Consider the following 15,379-nt stretch of genomic DNA (forward strand, 5'->3'; position numbering starts at 1 on the left):
TTGCGGAATCGGCACGCCGCAACGCTGCGCCTTGGGAAAGGCGAGAGTGGCGGGCACGGGGAAATGGGAGAAAGCGGCTGGGCGCCCTGCTCTTCAGGCGCCCGGGAGGTCCCGGTACATGACGAAGCGCGCCACGCGGCGCGTGATCAGCCAACGGCCTTCAGGACTGCGGCCGAAGGTGTCATCGAACTCGCCTACGAGCTGGCGCGGTTGCGCCGGGCGGCCGTGCGGCGTGATGGCATCGGCCTCGTCGCAGGACCACAGCAGCACCTGGCTGCGCGCGCTGGCGCGGTCCGGGCCTTGCAGTTCCACCAGCGTGTTGGTGACCAGATGCCGGGTCATGCGGCCCGCGGGACGCCGGGAGTACGCAGCGGCGATGGCCGTGCGCCCGCCCAGCACCTCGCCGCCGGGCCGTTGCAGCTGGCCGTCTTCGGCAAACAGCTGCGCCAGGGCCCGGGCATCACCGGCATCCGCAAAGGCAGCAGCGCGCAGCACCAGGTCCAGGCAGGCCTGGCGGGCCAGCAGCCGGTCGATTTCATGGTTCATGTTTCTTGTCTCCCCGGAATTCGCAGCCTGCGATGGGCTGTCTTGATCCAGGCCCCAAGCATTCCATGCCGGCACCGATCCGGCCAATGCCGGAGCCCCGGCCATCAATGCGTTTTTCTTATGGGACAATCAAAACACGTTCTTCCAACGTACCGCGAAGCACCTTTCAATGAACCTTTCTCTTGCCCCCTGGGCCAGCAGCAATCCCTCGCGTTTTCCCGAGTTGGCAGGCCATTTGCGAGCCATGCGCGCCATGCTGAGCGTGGTGCGCCACGGCAGCACCACGCGGGCCGCCCAGGCTATGCATCTTTCTCAGCCGGCCGTGGCGCGTTCGGTACTGCAACTGGAAGAGGCCTGCGGCGTGCCGCTGTTCATGCGCGGTGCGCGCGGCATGATGCCGACCCCGCTGGGCAGCCAACTGGCCGCCCGCATCGAGGCCATGCTCCAGCATCTGGGCAGCGGCGCTGCCGACGCCCAGGCCGCCGCCACGCTGGCGGCCAAGCGCCCTCCCCTGCCCGAGCGTTTTGCCGAGACCGTGCCTGCGGGCCAGCTGCGCGCCCTCGTTGCCATTGCCGACTGCGGCAGCGAATCCCTGGCCGCGCAGTGGCTGGGCCTGACGCAGCCCGCCGTGCATGCGGCGCTGCAGGGGCTGGAAACCAGTCTGGGCATGCAGCTGTTCTACAAGCTGGCCTTCGGCACGCGGCTGACGCCGTCCGGCGAAGCGCTGCTGCGCCGCGTCAAGCTGGCCCTGGCCGAGGTGCGCGGCATGGACAGCGATATTTCCGCCTGGCGCGGCGAGATCCGGGGGTGCGTGGTGGTCGGCGTGCTGCCGCTGTCGGTGGGAATCTTCCTGCCGCGCGCGGTCGACAGCCTGGCCGCCAGCCACCCGGACATCGAGGTCAGCATCGTGGACGGCACCTACGAGAGCCTGGTGCAGCACCTGCTGAGCGCCGACATCGACGCCATCGCCGGTGCCCTGCGCGCCGACATGCCCTCCGATGAGGTACGCCAGCTGCACCTGTTCGACGATGACCTGGTCGTGGTGGCACCGGCCGGCCATGCCTGCCTGGGCTGCGGCCAGCTGGTTCTGGAGGACTTGCTGCAATGGCCCTGGGTGTCGCCCCTGCCCGGCACGCCGGCCGACCGCGCCATGGTCCAGCTGTTCCGCAGCCAGGGCCTGGAGCCGCCGCGCGCCAGCCTGCGCGCCAGCAGCCCGACCATGACGCTGGCCTTTGTGCTGCAGACGGGCCGGCTGGCCCTGGCCTCGCGCGGACAGGCCCTGCAGGATGACCACGGCGGGCAGTTGTCCATCGTGCCCGTGGACCTGCCTTCCACACGCAGGCGCATCGGGCTGGCCACGCGTGCGCTGAGCACGGCCTCGCAGGACCTGGAGCTGTTCATGCAGGCCTGCCGACGGGCCGTGGGCGATCTGCCGGCCTAGGCTGAGCGCAGCGCTCGCTCAGCGCCCCATCCAGTCGAGCAGTGCCCGCGACACCTGCTGCGGCTGCTCCATGGTGCTCATGTGGCCGCTGTCCTCGATCACCACCAGCTCGGCGCCCGGGCACAGGGCCTGCATGCGCTCATGGCGTGACAGCGGGCTCCAGGTATCCTGGCGACCGCAGGCCAGCAGGGTCGGGCAGCGCAGCTGCCTGAGCACATCGCCCGCATCGGGGCGGTTCAGCAAGGCATTGATCTGCGCGGCGAACACCTCGGGCGTGAAGCGCGCCACCATGTCGAGCACCTCACTGAACAGCGGCGTATCGAGCCGGTCCGGATGCACCATGCCGCGCGCCCATTGCAGGCCCATCTCGCGCATGCCGCTGTTCCGGGCGATCTGCAAGAGCGCCATGCGCTTGGCGCGTTCGCTCTCGCCGGCCTCGCCCGGGGCGATGGGGTCCATGCCGGTGTCCAGCAAGGCCAGCCGTTCCACACGCTGGGGCGCCATGCCGGCAATGGCCAAGGCCACGCGCCCGCCCATGGAATGGCCCGCCAGCGAAAACCGCTCGGCCGCCACGCCATCCAGCACCAGGCGCGCCATGTCTTCGATGGTGGCCGCCGCGCCATAGGACGGAACAATGCACTCGGCAACACCAGCAAAGGACAGGGCCGCATGCTGCTCGCGCCAGACCGTCTCGTCGCACAGCAGGCCCGGCAGAAGTACCACGCAAGGCCGGCTCATGCAGCGTTCTCCAGGATAAGGTGTCCCACCGCCGTATTGGACGCGGGCACATGGTAGAAGCGGTGGTTGACCTTGGGCAGCGGCGCGGGGCCATCCACATCGGCCATGGCGCCGCGCGCGATCAGCCACATCACCAGCTCGATGCCTTCGGAGCCGGCCTCGCGCACGTAGTCGATATGCGGCATCTTGGCCAGGCCGGCAGGGTTCTCGATCAGCAGGTCCAGGAAGCGGTTGTCCCACTCCTTGTTGATCAGGCCCGCACGCGCGCCCTGCAGCTGGTGGCTCATGCCGCCCGTGCCCCAGATCTGCACGTTCAGGTCTTCGTCGAAGCTTTCCACGGCGCGGCGGATGGCGCGGCCCAGGTTGAAGCAGCGCTGGCCCGACGGCACGGGGTACTGCACCACGTTGACGGCAAACGGAATCACCGGGCAGGGCCAGGCGCCCGTGCGCGCGTCCTGCTCGCCGCACATCAGCGACAGCGGCACGGTCAGGCCGTGGTCCACGTCCATCTTGTTGACGATGGTCAGGTCGAAGTCCTGCTGGATCACCGACTGCGCAATGTGGCTGGCCAGTTCCGGATGGCCGATGACCTTGGGCACGGGGCGCGGGCCCCAGCCTTCGTCGGCGGGCTGGTATTCCGCGGCCGTGCCGATGGCAAACGTCGGAATGAAGTCCAGGCTGAACGCGGTCGCGTGGTCGTTGTAGACCAGGAAGATCACGTCGGGCTTGTTGTCCTTGAGCCATTGGCGCGAGTGCTCGAAGCCCTTGAACAGCGGCTGCCAATAGGGGTCGCCCACCTTGCCCAGGTCCATGGCCGCGCCGATGGCGGGCACATGCGAGGTGTAGACGGATGCGGTGATGCGTGCCATCAGATGCCTTTTTCCTGTCGTTCCTGCTCATGCAGGTAGCGGTTTCCATTGATGCTGCGTCCGCCGCCCAGCATCATCTGGCGGTAGTCCTCCTCGTTCATGCCGCTCATGGTCGAGACCATGTTCTGCACGCTGACGCCGTCGGTGGCGCCGATCTTCACGAGGAAGTAGATGTTTCCGCCCAGCGCAATGCAGCGGTTCAGGTCGCGGTCCAGCACGGCCTGTCTTTGCTCGGCCGTCATGGCCCATTCGCCCAGATAGGCGCGCTCGTCAGCCCGAAAGCGCTCGCGGTTCTCGGCCTTCATCAGCGACATGCAGAACTGGTTGAGCCAGTAGCCCTGGCGGGATTGCTCGGCGTCGAAGACCGTGGTTCCCGGTACGTCGAGATAGGGTTTGTCCAATGCCATGGAAGTGTTTCTCCTGCGCTTGAGCGCTTGGGCGCTTGGGCGCGTGCTCACGGATAGGGGTTCAAGGATCAAGCACCAGGCGCTCGCAGCGCGCCACCCATCGGCGCCAGGGCGCGGCCGGCACCCGTGGCCCACACGGCCAGCGCAGCGGCAATCAGCGGCAAGGCAAAGACGTAGTACAGCGAGGCAGGCTGCCAGCCACCGTCCAGCAGCAGGCCGGCCATGGTGGGCGCCACGATGGCGCCTATGCGCCCAATGCCTATGGCCCAGCCCATGCCGGTGGCGCGCACCTGGGCCGGATAGGTGGCCGGCACCAGCCCGTACAGCCCGGCCATGGAGGCGAACAGGAACACGCCCACGCCCACCGCTGCGGCGAACGCCCAGCCCAGGCTGGCCGAGGCCAGGCCGAACAGCGCAGTGAACAAGGCATTCAGCAGCAGGCTGCCCATGGCAAGCTGGCGCAGCCTCACCTTCACTGCCAGCAGGCCGAACAGGCTGCCGCCGACAATGCCGCCCAGGTTGAGCAGCACGCCGCCCGTCACGCCCTGCTGTGCCGACAGGCCGGCCTGCACCAGCAGCTTGGGCGTCCAGCTCAGGGAGAAGTAGACGCTGAACATCAGCAGGAAGAAGCCGGCCCAGAGCATGAGCGTGGGGCGCGCCAGGCCGTTCCTGAACAATGCGGCCACGGTATTGCCCTGCTGGACGTCACCGCCGGCTTGCGCGGGGAGCTGCAGCATGGCGGGGTGCCCCATGAGTGCCATCAGCCGGTTGAGCTTTTCCAGCGCACGTGCCGGGCGGCGGCCCAACAGAAAGTCCACCGACTCCGGCAGCCGCCACAGCACGATGGGCACCATCAGCGCCGTGGCCAGCCCGCCGAACACGAAGACCGAGCGCCAGCCATGGTGTGTCAGCAGCCAGGCGGCCATGAGCCCGCCCAGCGTGGCGCCAATCGGATAGCCCGTGGCCTGCAGCGCAATCGCCGTGCTGCGCCATTTGTTCGATGAATACTCCGAGGTGATCACCCCCACGCTGGCCAGCATGCCGCCAATGCCCACGCCCGTCATGGCGCGCAGGGCTGCCAGTTCCACATAGCTGCGCGCTGCGGCAGAAAGCAGCATGCCCACGGACACCACGACCAGGCACAGCACGATGACGGGTTGCCGGCCACGGCGGTCGGCCACGGGCGCCAGGAACAGCGAGCCTATGGCCATGCCGATCAGCCCGGCACTGAACAGCACGCCCAGCTGCGCCCCGTTGAGCTTCCACTCGGCAGCGACGGCCGAGGCGGTGAAGGCCATCACCAGCACATCGAAGCCGTCCAGCATGATGAGCAGGATGCAGATGGCCACGGCGAGCCACTGGAACGGCGCCATGGCGCCCTCGTCCATCGTCTTGCGGATATCTTTCATACAAGTCCTTGTCGGAGCAGGTTGTCTCTTTGCCCTGGCAGGCGCTTTGCACCCAGGCCAGGTTCTGTTGTGGGGAAACTGGGGGTGGCCTGCGTTCGGAGCGCACAGCGCCGACATTTCCCAGTGCAAAAAGTATCTCCACGCCAGCCTCTCCAGGCCAATGCCGACGGACGCGCAAGCTATGCGTTCTATTGATGGCTACATGCAAAAAGGCCGGCCACCCAGAGGTGACCGGCCTTCGTTCATCAAGAATCCAGGGCCTGAGCGGGCTGCCTCAGGTGCAGTGCCCTCTCATGCCAGCCTCCCCAATCCTGCCAGCAGCTTGTCCAGCGTGATCGGGTAGTCGCGCACCCGCACGCCGGTGGCGTTGTGGATGGCGTTGGCAATGGCTGCGCTTACGCCGCAGATGCCCAGCTCGCCCACACCCTTGGCCTTCATGGGCGAGGCCATGGGATCGACCTCGTCCAGAAAGATCACTTCCTGGTGCGGGATGTCGGCATGCACGGGCACCTCATAGCCCGCCAGGTCGTGGTTGACGAACAAGCCCAGGCGCGTGTCCACGGCCAGCTCTTCCATCAGGGCCGCGCCCACGCCCATGGTCATGGCGCCGATGACCTGGCTGCGGGCCGTCTTGGGATTGAGGATGCGGCCGGCCGCGCAAACGGCCAGCATGCGGCGCACGCGGACTTCGGCGGTGAATGCGTCCACGGCGACCTCCACGAAGTGCGCGCCAAAGGTGGACTGCTGCATCTTCTTGTCCAGCACGCCGAATTCGATGGCGTCCTCGGCCGTCAGGTCGGCGTCGCCGGCAGCGCTGGCCAGGGCCCTGCGCTTGCCGCCCGCCTGCACATGCCCATCCGAGAATTCGGCCGTCCCCGGGTCCATGCCCAGCTTGCGCGCCACGGCCTCGCGCAGCTTCAGGCAGGCGGCATAGACGCCGGAGGTGGCACTGGCCGCGCCCCATTGCCCGCCCGAACCAGCCGACACGGGAAAGCCGGAGTCGCCCAGCCGCACGCGCACCTGCTGCAGCGGCAGGCCCAGCATCTCGGCCGCCGTCTGGGCAATGATGGTGTAGCTGCCCGTGCCGATGTCGGTCATGTCGGTTTCCACGGTGAGCATGCCCTGCCTGTCCAGGCGCACGCGGGCGGCGGACTTCATGACAGGCGCGCCACGGTAGGCGCCGGCCATGCCCAGGCCGATCAGCCAGCGCCCTTCGCGCCGTTGGGCCGGCTGGGGATTGCGCTGGCTCCATCCGAAGCGCTCGGCGCCCGTGCGCAGGCACTGCACGAACTCACGGCGGGAAAACGGCTTGTGCTCCTGGGCAGGGGTGCCCTCCTTCGCCTCGGGTTGCGGCTTCTTGCCGCTGTCCGGCACCACCTGGGTGTCGTTGCGGATGCGCAGCTCCACGGGATCGATGCCGAGCTTTTCCGCCAGCTCGTCCATGGCAACTTCCAGGGCCATGTGCCCCGTGGCTTCGCCGGGGGCGCGCATGGCATTGGCCTCGGGCAGGTCCAGTACGGCCAGGCGCGTGGCGGTCATGCGATGGGTGCCGGCATACATGCGGCGGGTCTGGTCCACGGCACCGTCCGCCGATCCTCCGGGCTGGTCGCCCGACCAGCTTTCGTGGCCGATGGCGGTGATCCTGCCATCCTGCCCTGCCGCGATGCGCACTCGCTGGATGGTGGCCGGGCGGTGCGTGGTGTTGTTGGCCATCAGCGGGCGCTGCAGTGCGACCTTGACCGGGCGGCCTGCCGCGCGCGCCCCCAGTGCGGCCAAGAGCGCATCGGCCCGCAGGAACAGCTTGCCGCCAAAACCGCCGCCAATGAATGGCGAGACCAGGCGCACCTTGCCCTTGGGAATGCCCAGCGTCCTTGCCAGCTCGCCCTGCCCCCAGGCAATCATCTGGTTCGAGGTCCATACCGTGAGCTGGTCGCCCTTCCATGCGGCCAGCGTGGCATGGGGCTCCATCATGGCGTGCGACTGGTCTGGCGTGGTGTATGTGGCGTCCACCTTCACGGGGGCAGAGGCGAAGGCGCCCTCGAAATCGCCAATGGCCGTATCCGGCGCATCGCCATTGATGCTGTCGGGTGGCACGGCGGAGTCCTTGGCCTTGGCCAGGTCGTAGGCGCCAGCCACGGGCTCGTAGTCCACACGGACCAATTGCGCGGCAGCGCGCGCCTGCTCGAAGGTTTCCGCCACCACCAGGGCCACGGCCTGGTGGTAGTGGGCCACCTGGGGGCCTGCCAGCAGCGGCGCGGTGTTCATCTTGCCCTGGCCCAGCTTGCCAGCGGTCTGTGCGGTGACGATGGCCAGCACGCCGGGCGCGCGGCTTGCCTGCGCCAGCCCGATGCTGCGGATGCGGCCCTTGGCGATGGCCGAGCCCACCACATAGCCATAGGCCGGGTGCTGGACCACGTCATGCCGCTCATAGGCATACGGCGCCGTGCCGGTGGTCTTGAGCAGGCCGTCGATGCGGTTCATCGGCTGGCCGATGATCTTGAGCTGGTCAATGGGATTGACCGTTGCGGGGGTGTCGAATTTCATGGCGTCAGTTCCTGGCCTGGTCCAGCACGGAGGCAAGCGTGCGCTCGGCCAGCGTGAGTTTGAAGGCGTTGTCGTGCGTGGGCCGGGCGCCTGCCAGCAGGCGGTCGGCAACGGCCTTGGCGCCCTGCGGCATCAACGCTTCGGCCGCCTCCACTCGCCAGGGCTTGTGCGCCACGCCGCCCAGGGCCACGCGCCCGCTGCCGTCGCGCTGCACGATGGCGGCCACCGACACCAGCGCAAAGGCATAGGAGGCACGGTCGCGCACCTTGTGATAGATGTGCGTGCCGCCCGGCGGCGGCGGCAGGGTGACGGAGGTGATCAGTTCGCCGGCCTGCAAGGCCGTCTCTACATGCGGCGTGCTGCCGGGCAGCCGGTGGAAGTCGGCAATGGGGATGACGCGGGCCTTGCCGTCGGCCTGGATGGTTTCCACCGTGGCGTCCAGCGCGCGCAGCGCCACGGCCATGTCGCTGGGGTGGGTGGCAATGCAGGCCTCGCTGCCGCCGATCACCGCATGCTGGCGGCTCACGCCGGCAATGGCCGAACAGCCGCTGCCCGGCACGCGCTTGTTGCACGGCATATTGGTGTCGTAGAAATACGGGCAGCGGGTGCGCTGCAGCAGATTGCCGCCCGTGGTCGCCATGTTGCGCAATTGGCCAGAGGCGCCGGCCACCAGGGCGCGGGTCAGCACGCCGTAGTCGCGCCGCACGCGCGCATGGGCAGCCAGGTCGCTGTTGCGCACCAGCGCGCCTATGCGCAAGCCGCCTTGCGCGGTGGGCTCCACGGTGTCCATGCCGGTGCCGTTGACATCGACCAGATGCACGGGGGTTTCTATCTGCAGCTTCATCAGGTCCAGCAGATTCGTGCCCCCGGCGATGAAGCGGGCGCCCGGCCGGGCCGCCACGGCGGCGGCAGCCTGCGCGGGGGATTGGGCGCGTTCGTAGGTGAAGGCAATCATGTGCGCCCCTCCCCCGCCACTTCGGTGATGGCATCGACGATGTTGGAATACGCCCCGCAGCGGCACAGGTTGCCGCTCATGCGTTCACGCAGTTCATGGGCCGACACCAGGGGCTGGGCCACGATGTCTTCGCTGGCATGGCTGGGCATGCCTTGCCGGATCTCGTCGAGCATGCCCACGGCAGAGCAGATCTGCCCCGGCGTGCAGTAGCCGCACTGGAAACCGTCGTGCCGCACGAAGGCGGCCTGCATGGCGTGCGGGGATTGCGGCGTGCCCAGGCCTTCGATGGTGGTCACGGCGGCGCCCTGGTTCATCACGGCCAGGCTCAGGCAGGACACCACCCGCCGGCCATTCACCAGCACCGTGCAGGCCCCGCACTGGCCATGGTCGCAGCCTTTCTTGGTGCCGGTCAGGTGCAGATGCTCGCGCAAGGCGTCGAGCAGCGTGGTGCGGGTGTCCAGGTCCAGGCGGTGTTCCTGGCCGTTCACCTGCAGGGTGACGGGCAGTTGGACCTCTTCAGGGATGGAGGGAGGCTGCACTTGCGCGCCGGCGGATCGAGGCACGGCCGTTGCCGCAGCCGTGGAGGCACCTGCAATCAGCAGGTCCCTCCGCGAAACGGAAAGCTGGGGGTTGTGTTCCATGGGGCGTCCATCGTGTTGGCTCGTTCGTGGGGCGTGCACACTGCTGCGGACACGCCACTCCAAGCATCGGTTCGGGACGCGCCCCGGGTTGTAGGTGATGGTCCAACGTCCGGGACATCGGGTTGTCCGATGACGGATCAGCGCATGCAGACGTGCGAGGACCCCCGGCCCATGCAAAGGCAGCGCCAGCAAGGCGCCCCAGCCTTTGCCGGTGCGCCCTGCCCCGGCTTTGCCCCAGAGATGGGCCTAGGCCGCAGGCGGCACGTCGCCGCGCTGCATGCGCTCGAAGGCCTTGTCGATTTCCTCGGAGCGTATGGCGCCCGCAGCCGGCACGGGGCGGCCCGCGCGCTGGGCGTCGATCTGCTCCTGCATGCGCGTGGCCACCTGCATCAGCACGCGGTGCAGGCCCAGCTGCTGGCGGCGGGCCTGGTCCAGGTGCGTGACCACGGGCTCCAGGGACTGGGCCAGCGACCGGGTCAGCAGTTGGCCCAGCATGTGGACCAGGGCCTGACGGTCCTGGGCGGCCTGCACCTCTGACGGGGTGCCGGCCTGGGTGCTGGCGGGCTCGCTGGCCGCCCTTTGCGCCATCAGCTCGCGTATGCCGTGCAGCGAGTCGCCTGCGGCGCTTTGCGTCTGCAGCAGCCGGGCCAGCAGTGCCTGCAGCGCTTGCAGGAGCTGGGACTGTTCGGCGGCGCCTTCCTGCATCGCCTGCTGCTGGGGCTGGGCCACCGACTGGGCCACCTCGCGCGTGGCGGCGACCAGGTCGACCAGCTGCGCCGTCACGCGCGTGGCGGCGTCGGCATTGGCGCCGCCTGCGGCCTGGCGGCGCAGGAACTGCTGGCGTATCTGCTGCCAGCGGGCGCTGTCCTCGTCGCTCATCTGCCCGCGCAGCTCGGCGAGCTTGAGCAGGTTCTCCTCGGCGCCCGTGGTCAGCATCTGCGCTTCGCCCTGGTAGTGGTCGGCCAGCATCTGCTGCATTTCCTGGTCGTTCATCACCGGGGTGATTTTTTCGGCCAGCTTGTTCATGTTGCGGTAGCTGCCCTGCAGCCGGAAGGCCGGCTCGGTGCGGTAGCCGTCGTCCTGCGCGGCGCTCTGGATGTACTGCTGGTTGACCTTGAACACCAGCTCGCGCACCTGCACCATGCGGGCCAGCACGGCCTCGATCTCGCGCAGTTCGGCCGATGAATAGTCGTGCGACAGCGCGTTGCCCGAGACATCCCTGCCCTGCGCCTTGTCCAGCAGCAGGTACAGGTCCTGCAGGCTGCGCGTGGCCATCGGCGCCAGCACGGCGTTCGAGGTCATGCTGTTTTCGATATAGCTGAGCTTGAACACCTCCTGCATGCCGCCCAGCACATCGCCCAGGTTGTAGATGTCGGCACGGTTGGCCAGCATGTCGGGGATCTTGAAGACCTCCCCCGACTCGGTGTACGGATTGCCCGACATGACCACGCAAAAGCGCTTGCCGCGCATGTCGTGGGTGCGGGTCTGGCCCTTCCACACGCCCTCGATGCGGCGCGTGCCGTCCGACAGCGAGATGAATTTCTGCAGGAACTCGGGGTGCGTGTGCTGTATGTCGTCGATGTACAGCATCACGTTGTTGGCCATCTCCAGCGCCAGGTTGAGCTTTTCCAGCTCCTTGGCCGCCGTGGCGTCCGGCGCCTGGGCCGGGTCCAGCGAGCGCACGGAGTGGCCAAGCGCCGGGCCGTTGATCTTCATGAAGATCAGGCCCAGGCGGTTGGCCACGTACTCCATCAGCGTGGTCTTGCCGTAGCCGGGCGGCGAGATCATCATCAGCAGGCCCATCTGGTCGGTGCGCTTGTTCTCGCCGGCCACGCCGATCTGCTTGGCCAGGTTGTCGCCGATCACGGGCAGGTAGATCTCGTTGATGAGCCGGTTGCGCACAAAGGACGACAGCGGCCGGGCCTTGAATTCGTCCACCCGCACGCGCGAGCGCCAGTCCTGCAGCAGCTGCTGGCGCAGCGCCTGGTAGCGGCCGAATTCGGGGACAAAGCTGCGGAAATGGCGCGCGGCGCGCTGGCCCAGGTCGTCGATCTGCAGCCACATGCGGCCGTCCGCAATGCGCGGATGCTGGCCCAGCAGGCCCGGCACTTCATGGCGCAGGTCCACATTGCTGACCTTGCAGGGCAGTGGGCCGGCGCAGCACAGCCAGGCGGCGGCTTCGCCGCAATAGGCCAGCCAGGCCTGCCCTTGCCCGTCGTCCAGCGCGCGACAGGCGGTCTGCAGCCAGTGCAGCGCGCTGCGCCAGCGCTGGTCCAGCGGCGCCAAAGGCTTGTCGTGCCGGTCCTCGCCCTGCCAGTAGGCCTGCATTTCCTCCCAGCGCTGCAGCGGCTGGGCCTGCTGCTGCACGGCGGCCTGCAGTGCGGCAATGGCCGACTGGCTGTAGCTGGAGAAGGAAAAGCGCACGGCCTTTTGCGCCAGCTCGGCCTGCAGGTAGTCGGCGGCGCCGTGGATGAGGCTGTCGATATCGCTGTCTGCGGACGCCGCCTGTCCTGGCAGCAGGTCGCGCAGCAGGCCCCGCTCGTCGGCATAGGCGCGCAGGCGCTCGGAAATGTCGGCGCGCAGGCTCAACTGCTCGGCCTCGCTGCCGAACATCTGCTGCATGGCCTGGGCCTGCTGGGCGCGCAGCGGCCACTGCGCCATGGCGGCAGCCAGCTGCGGCTGCTGCACCTGGGCCTGTGCGCTCCAGAACAGCAGGGCCAGCGCACGGGCGTGGGGCGCAAAGCGCAGCACGCCGGCGGCATCGCGCAGGGGCAGCAGTACCTGCAGGATGCGGGCCGCATCATGGTCGTGGATACCGCGCTCATAGCCTTCGCGGTAGCGCGGCGCGGAGAATTCGCGGATGGCCTGGGTCAGTGCCGCCTCGTCGGGCAGCAACTGGGCCAGCCGGGCCTCGCTCCAGCCGTCGCGGCGCTGGCGTGCGGCCTGCACCACTTCCAGGGCCAGGTATTCACCGCGATAGAAGTCTGCCGATTCGGCCGGCGTGGAGGCATCCCAGTAGGCCTGCAAAGCGGCCAGCTCGGGATTGTCCACGGGCTCGAAATACTCGGTGCCGACCAAGTGCAGGAACAGTGCGCCGTTGCGCGGCAGCAGGGTCAGGTCCAGTTCCTGGTTGCCCACGCTGAAGCGGTGGCGGCCCAGGCGGATGATGGCGCCGCCGCCTTCGTACAGCTCGCTGCGGTCCTGCAGCGCGCGAAACGCCTGGTCGCGCAGGTTCTTGACGCGGCCGTCGATATCGTCGGCCTTGACCGGGTCGTGCAGTTGCTCTCGCAGGCGCTGGGACAACTCCTTGAGCTTGCCGATCAGCGGATCGCCTGCAAAGAAAGCATGCAGCGCGTCGGCACTGGCCAGTTTCTCGGTGCGCTTGGGCAGGCTCTGCACGATGCGCAGGGCCGCGTCCAGCACGCCTTGCGCCTTGCGCTGGCGCTCGTCCTGCAGCGACTGGCGGCGCGCCTCGAAGCTCTCCAGCACCTCCTCGCGCTTGGCCATGATGTCGCCAAGGAACTGCTCGTGCTCACCGAAGCGGCTTTCGATTTCCTCCAGCTGCACCAGCAGCCGCGCCAGCTGCTCGTCGCATTTCTCGGGCGTCTGCGCCAGGCCCAGGGCACTGACGATGCTTTGCGAGAACAGCGCCAGCTGGGCCGCGAACTGGGCCACGTTCTCGGCGCCGCCCAGGCCAGACCTGCGCTGCTCGGCGCGTGCACGCACCTGGTTCAGGCGCGCATAGACGGCCGAGATGCGGTCCACCACCTGGGTGCGCTGCGTGGCGTCGTCGATGGAAAGGCTGCCCATCAGCTCGGACAGCATGTCCAGCGCGGCCGCCATGTCGGCCATGCGCGCCAGCGGCTCGTTGATCTGCGCCACCGTGGCTGCCGCCTGCGCAGCCTGGTCCAGCGCCTGCAGCTGCTCGGCATAGGGCTGCATGGCCTCGTCGGTGGCAATGAAGGCGGCCGTGCGCTGGGAGACATCGGCCTGGGCCTCGTTGACGCCCTGCACCATGGTGTCGATGGCGGCCTGGTCCACATAGCGCAGGTCGCGCGTGGCCATGAGCTGGCCGCGCAGCTGGCCCAGCTGGGTGATCGCATCCACGTATTCGCCAATGCCCTTCCAGTCCGCCAGGCGCAATTGCTTGAGCAACCGGCCATGGCGGCCGGACACCTCGCCCATGGCCTTGGCCGAGGCATTGCGGATGCTCTCGACCTTTTCGTACTCGTCGATGACCGCATCGCCCGTGGCGACGATGCCCAGCAGGGTCTCGTGCACCCCCTTGAGCTGCGGCGCGCCCAGCCAGTGGTAGCGCTCGAACAGGCGGCGCGCGGCGTCGATCAGGCGCTCGTAGCGCGGCAGCGAGACCTCGGTGGCCGCGATTTCCTTGCGCACGCTGTACAGGTCTGAGATGCCGCTGACCAGCTCGGCATTGCCTATGCGGCCCAGGAAGCTGTCGCGCTGCGGCTGGCGCGCCGCGTAGTCGTCCGAGGCGAAGGGCGTGCGCCAGACCTGCATGGGGTGCACGCGCGAGGCTTCGTTGCTCTCGGCCGCGAAGATGACGATGCGCCCGTCGTCCATGCGCGCATGGCCGTGGCCGATGATGGGCGGCTGCAGGGCGCGCTCGATCAGGTTGTACTTGAACAGCGCCATGCGCCCGCTCTCGGGCTCGTAGAACACGTAGAGCACGTCCTCGCCGTTGGGCGATCGGATGCTGCGCCGGTAGCGCATGCCCTGCATGTTCTGCTCGAACGAGCGGTTCTCCCCGCTTTGCAGGTAGTAGCCGCCCGGGAAGATGATGCCGTGGTCCTGCGGCAGCTGGATGCAGGCCGCGCCGATGGCATCCATGCGCAGCACCTGGCGGGAGACGGTGTTGAAGATCAGGTAGCGCCACTGCTCTTCGCGGTAGGGCAGGATCTTCAGCAGGATCAGGCTGCCGACGGCCGCGTACTCGAACACGGCGTCGTCCAGCGACTGGTTCTTCTCCTGCACGGGCTCGCTGTAGATGCCCAGTCCGTCGTTGGTGTTGTTCTCGACCTTGATGGTCAGCGTGCCGCCCAGGGTCTCGACGAAGACCTTGTCCAGCACGTTGATGTGCGGGTGGCGCCCCTGCACCAGTTGCTCGCGCCCGGCGCGCTGCCATTCGAAGTCATGGGGCGCAGGCAGTTCGATGTCGCGCTCGCCGCGGTTGTCTATGTAGCGTATGGGCTGGCCGTCCACGGGCACGGACCAGCGGAACACGCGCACATCGGACAGGCGCTCGCCGATCTGGAAGCTCGCCAGCAGCTTGCCGTCGCGCACGGCCAGCTGCATCAGCCGCGTGTTCTTGTAGTAGGCGTACAGCTCCTGGAAGTCCTGCACGAAGCTCTGTATGCCCAGGAAACTGTCCTTGAGGTCCACGGGAGTGACCTCGTAGCCCTGCTCTCCCTCGTGCAGGCGGTACAGGCCGAACACGTCTTCCACGCGCGTGGACTGCTTCAGGCCCATGAAGACGTTGTAGCCGAACAGCAGGTAGCCGCCGACCTGGGCGATGTCGCGGCCCAGGCAGTTGTTTTCGGTGCGCACGCGCATGCGCCCGATGACTTCCATCTGGCTGCGGCCGAATTCCTCCAGCCGCTCCTCGTTGAGCTGGCGCACCAGCGCCTCCAGCGCCTGCCCCTGGCCGTCCAGGCGCTTGGCCAGCACTTCGTAGGAGCCGCCGCTGGCGACTGCCTGGTCCACGGCGGAGGCGGCAGTGTCGGGAGAGAGGGACGGTGAGGACGGTGTAGACGATGGGGACGGTTGGGACATGGGCGTCACGGGCTTTCGCGTGTCAGGGACCATTCA

Annotated in this window: 10 protein-coding genes; 1 reads left to right on the forward strand and 9 read right to left on the reverse strand. The window is 68.1% G+C overall.

Features of this window, described 5'->3' with window-relative positions:
- Window positions 1-93: 93 nt before the first annotated feature.
- Entirely contained in the window at window positions 94-546 is a 453-nt protein-coding gene (locus ACF8O7_RS22015) for a nuclear transport factor 2 family protein (RefSeq protein WP_016453404.1), read from the reverse strand.
- 169 nt (window positions 547-715) lie between these two features.
- Here ACF8O7_RS22015 and ACF8O7_RS22020 point away from each other — a divergent pair, with 169 nt between their 5' ends.
- A complete protein-coding gene (locus ACF8O7_RS22020; RefSeq protein WP_126312596.1) occupies window positions 716-1,987 on the forward strand; it encodes a LysR family transcriptional regulator in 1,272 nt (423 codons plus the stop codon).
- An 18-nt stretch (window positions 1,988-2,005) separates the two neighbouring features.
- On the opposite strand, the gene ACF8O7_RS22025 is transcribed toward ACF8O7_RS22020, so the two are convergent.
- From ACF8O7_RS22025 to ACF8O7_RS22060, 8 genes are all read right to left on the reverse strand, one after another.
- Entirely contained in the window at window positions 2,006-2,725 is a 720-nt protein-coding gene (locus ACF8O7_RS22025) for an alpha/beta fold hydrolase (RefSeq protein ID WP_126312595.1), read from the reverse strand.
- Complete coding sequence (locus ACF8O7_RS22030; RefSeq protein ID WP_275823260.1) at window positions 2,722-3,594, reverse strand: class III extradiol dioxygenase subunit beta; 873 nt, start codon at window positions 3,592-3,594, stop codon at window positions 2,722-2,724. Before ACF8O7_RS22030 ends, ACF8O7_RS22025 begins: the two co-directional genes overlap by 4 nt.
- Window positions 3,594-4,001 (reverse strand): protocatechuate 4,5-dioxygenase subunit alpha, encoded by a 408-nt coding sequence (ligA, locus tag ACF8O7_RS22035; protein ID WP_016453399.1) that lies wholly within the window; start codon window positions 3,999-4,001, stop codon window positions 3,594-3,596. Before ligA ends, ACF8O7_RS22030 begins: the two co-directional genes overlap by 1 nt.
- Window positions 4,002-4,069: 68 nt before the next feature.
- Entirely contained in the window at window positions 4,070-5,410 is a 1,341-nt protein-coding gene (locus ACF8O7_RS22040) for an MFS transporter (RefSeq protein ID WP_126311351.1), read from the reverse strand.
- Between the two features lie 291 nt (window positions 5,411-5,701).
- Window positions 5,702-7,954, reverse strand: coding sequence for an aldehyde oxidoreductase molybdenum-binding subunit PaoC (gene paoC / locus ACF8O7_RS22045; RefSeq protein WP_126311352.1), 2,253 nt, complete (start codon window positions 7,952-7,954; stop codon window positions 5,702-5,704).
- 4 nt (window positions 7,955-7,958) lie between these two features.
- Entirely contained in the window at window positions 7,959-8,909 is a 951-nt protein-coding gene (locus tag ACF8O7_RS22050; RefSeq protein ID WP_280048217.1) for a xanthine dehydrogenase family protein subunit M, read from the reverse strand.
- Entirely contained in the window at window positions 8,906-9,550 is a 645-nt protein-coding gene (paoA, locus tag ACF8O7_RS22055) for an aldehyde dehydrogenase iron-sulfur subunit PaoA (protein WP_126311354.1), read from the reverse strand. The genes ACF8O7_RS22050 and paoA overlap by 4 nt, the downstream gene beginning before the upstream one ends.
- A gap of 246 nt (window positions 9,551-9,796) precedes the next feature.
- Entirely contained in the window at window positions 9,797-15,343 is a 5,547-nt protein-coding gene (locus ACF8O7_RS22060; protein ID WP_227472489.1) for a DNA repair ATPase, read from the reverse strand.
- Window positions 15,344-15,379 lie beyond the last annotated feature (36 nt).

This window comes from Delftia sp. WSY_16 (assembly GCF_043104415.1).
Lineage (GTDB): Bacteria > Pseudomonadota > Gammaproteobacteria > Burkholderiales > Burkholderiaceae_C > Comamonas > Comamonas tsuruhatensis.

Bases quoted from the DNA above. Each gene is read 5' to 3' on its own strand.
- ACF8O7_RS22015 (WP_016453404.1), bottom strand. From the start codon at position 546: ATGAACCATGAAATCGACCGGCTGCTGGCCCGCCAGGCCTGCCTGGAC.
- ACF8O7_RS22020 (WP_126312596.1), top strand. From the start codon at position 716: ATGAACCTTTCTCTTGCCCCCTGGGCCAGCAGCAATCCCTCGCGTTTT.
- ACF8O7_RS22025 (WP_126312595.1), bottom strand. From the start codon at position 2,725: ATGAGCCGGCCTTGCGTGGTACTTCTGCCGGGCCTGCTGTGCGACGAG.
- ACF8O7_RS22030 (WP_275823260.1), bottom strand. From the start codon at position 3,594: ATGGCACGCATCACCGCATCCGTCTACACCTCGCATGTGCCCGCCATC.
- ligA (WP_016453399.1), bottom strand. From the start codon at position 4,001: ATGGCATTGGACAAACCCTATCTCGACGTACCGGGAACCACGGTCTTC.
- ACF8O7_RS22040 (WP_126311351.1), bottom strand. From the start codon at position 5,410: ATGAAAGATATCCGCAAGACGATGGACGAGGGCGCCATGGCGCCGTTC.
- paoC (WP_126311352.1), bottom strand. From the start codon at position 7,954: ATGAAATTCGACACCCCCGCAACGGTCAATCCCATTGACCAGCTCAAG.
- ACF8O7_RS22050 (WP_280048217.1), bottom strand. From the start codon at position 8,909: ATGATTGCCTTCACCTACGAACGCGCCCAATCCCCCGCGCAGGCTGCC.
- paoA (WP_126311354.1), bottom strand. From the start codon at position 9,550: ATGGAACACAACCCCCAGCTTTCCGTTTCGCGGAGGGACCTGCTGATT.
- ACF8O7_RS22060 (WP_227472489.1), bottom strand. From the start codon at position 15,343: ATGTCCCAACCGTCCCCATCGTCTACACCGTCCTCACCGTCCCTCTCT.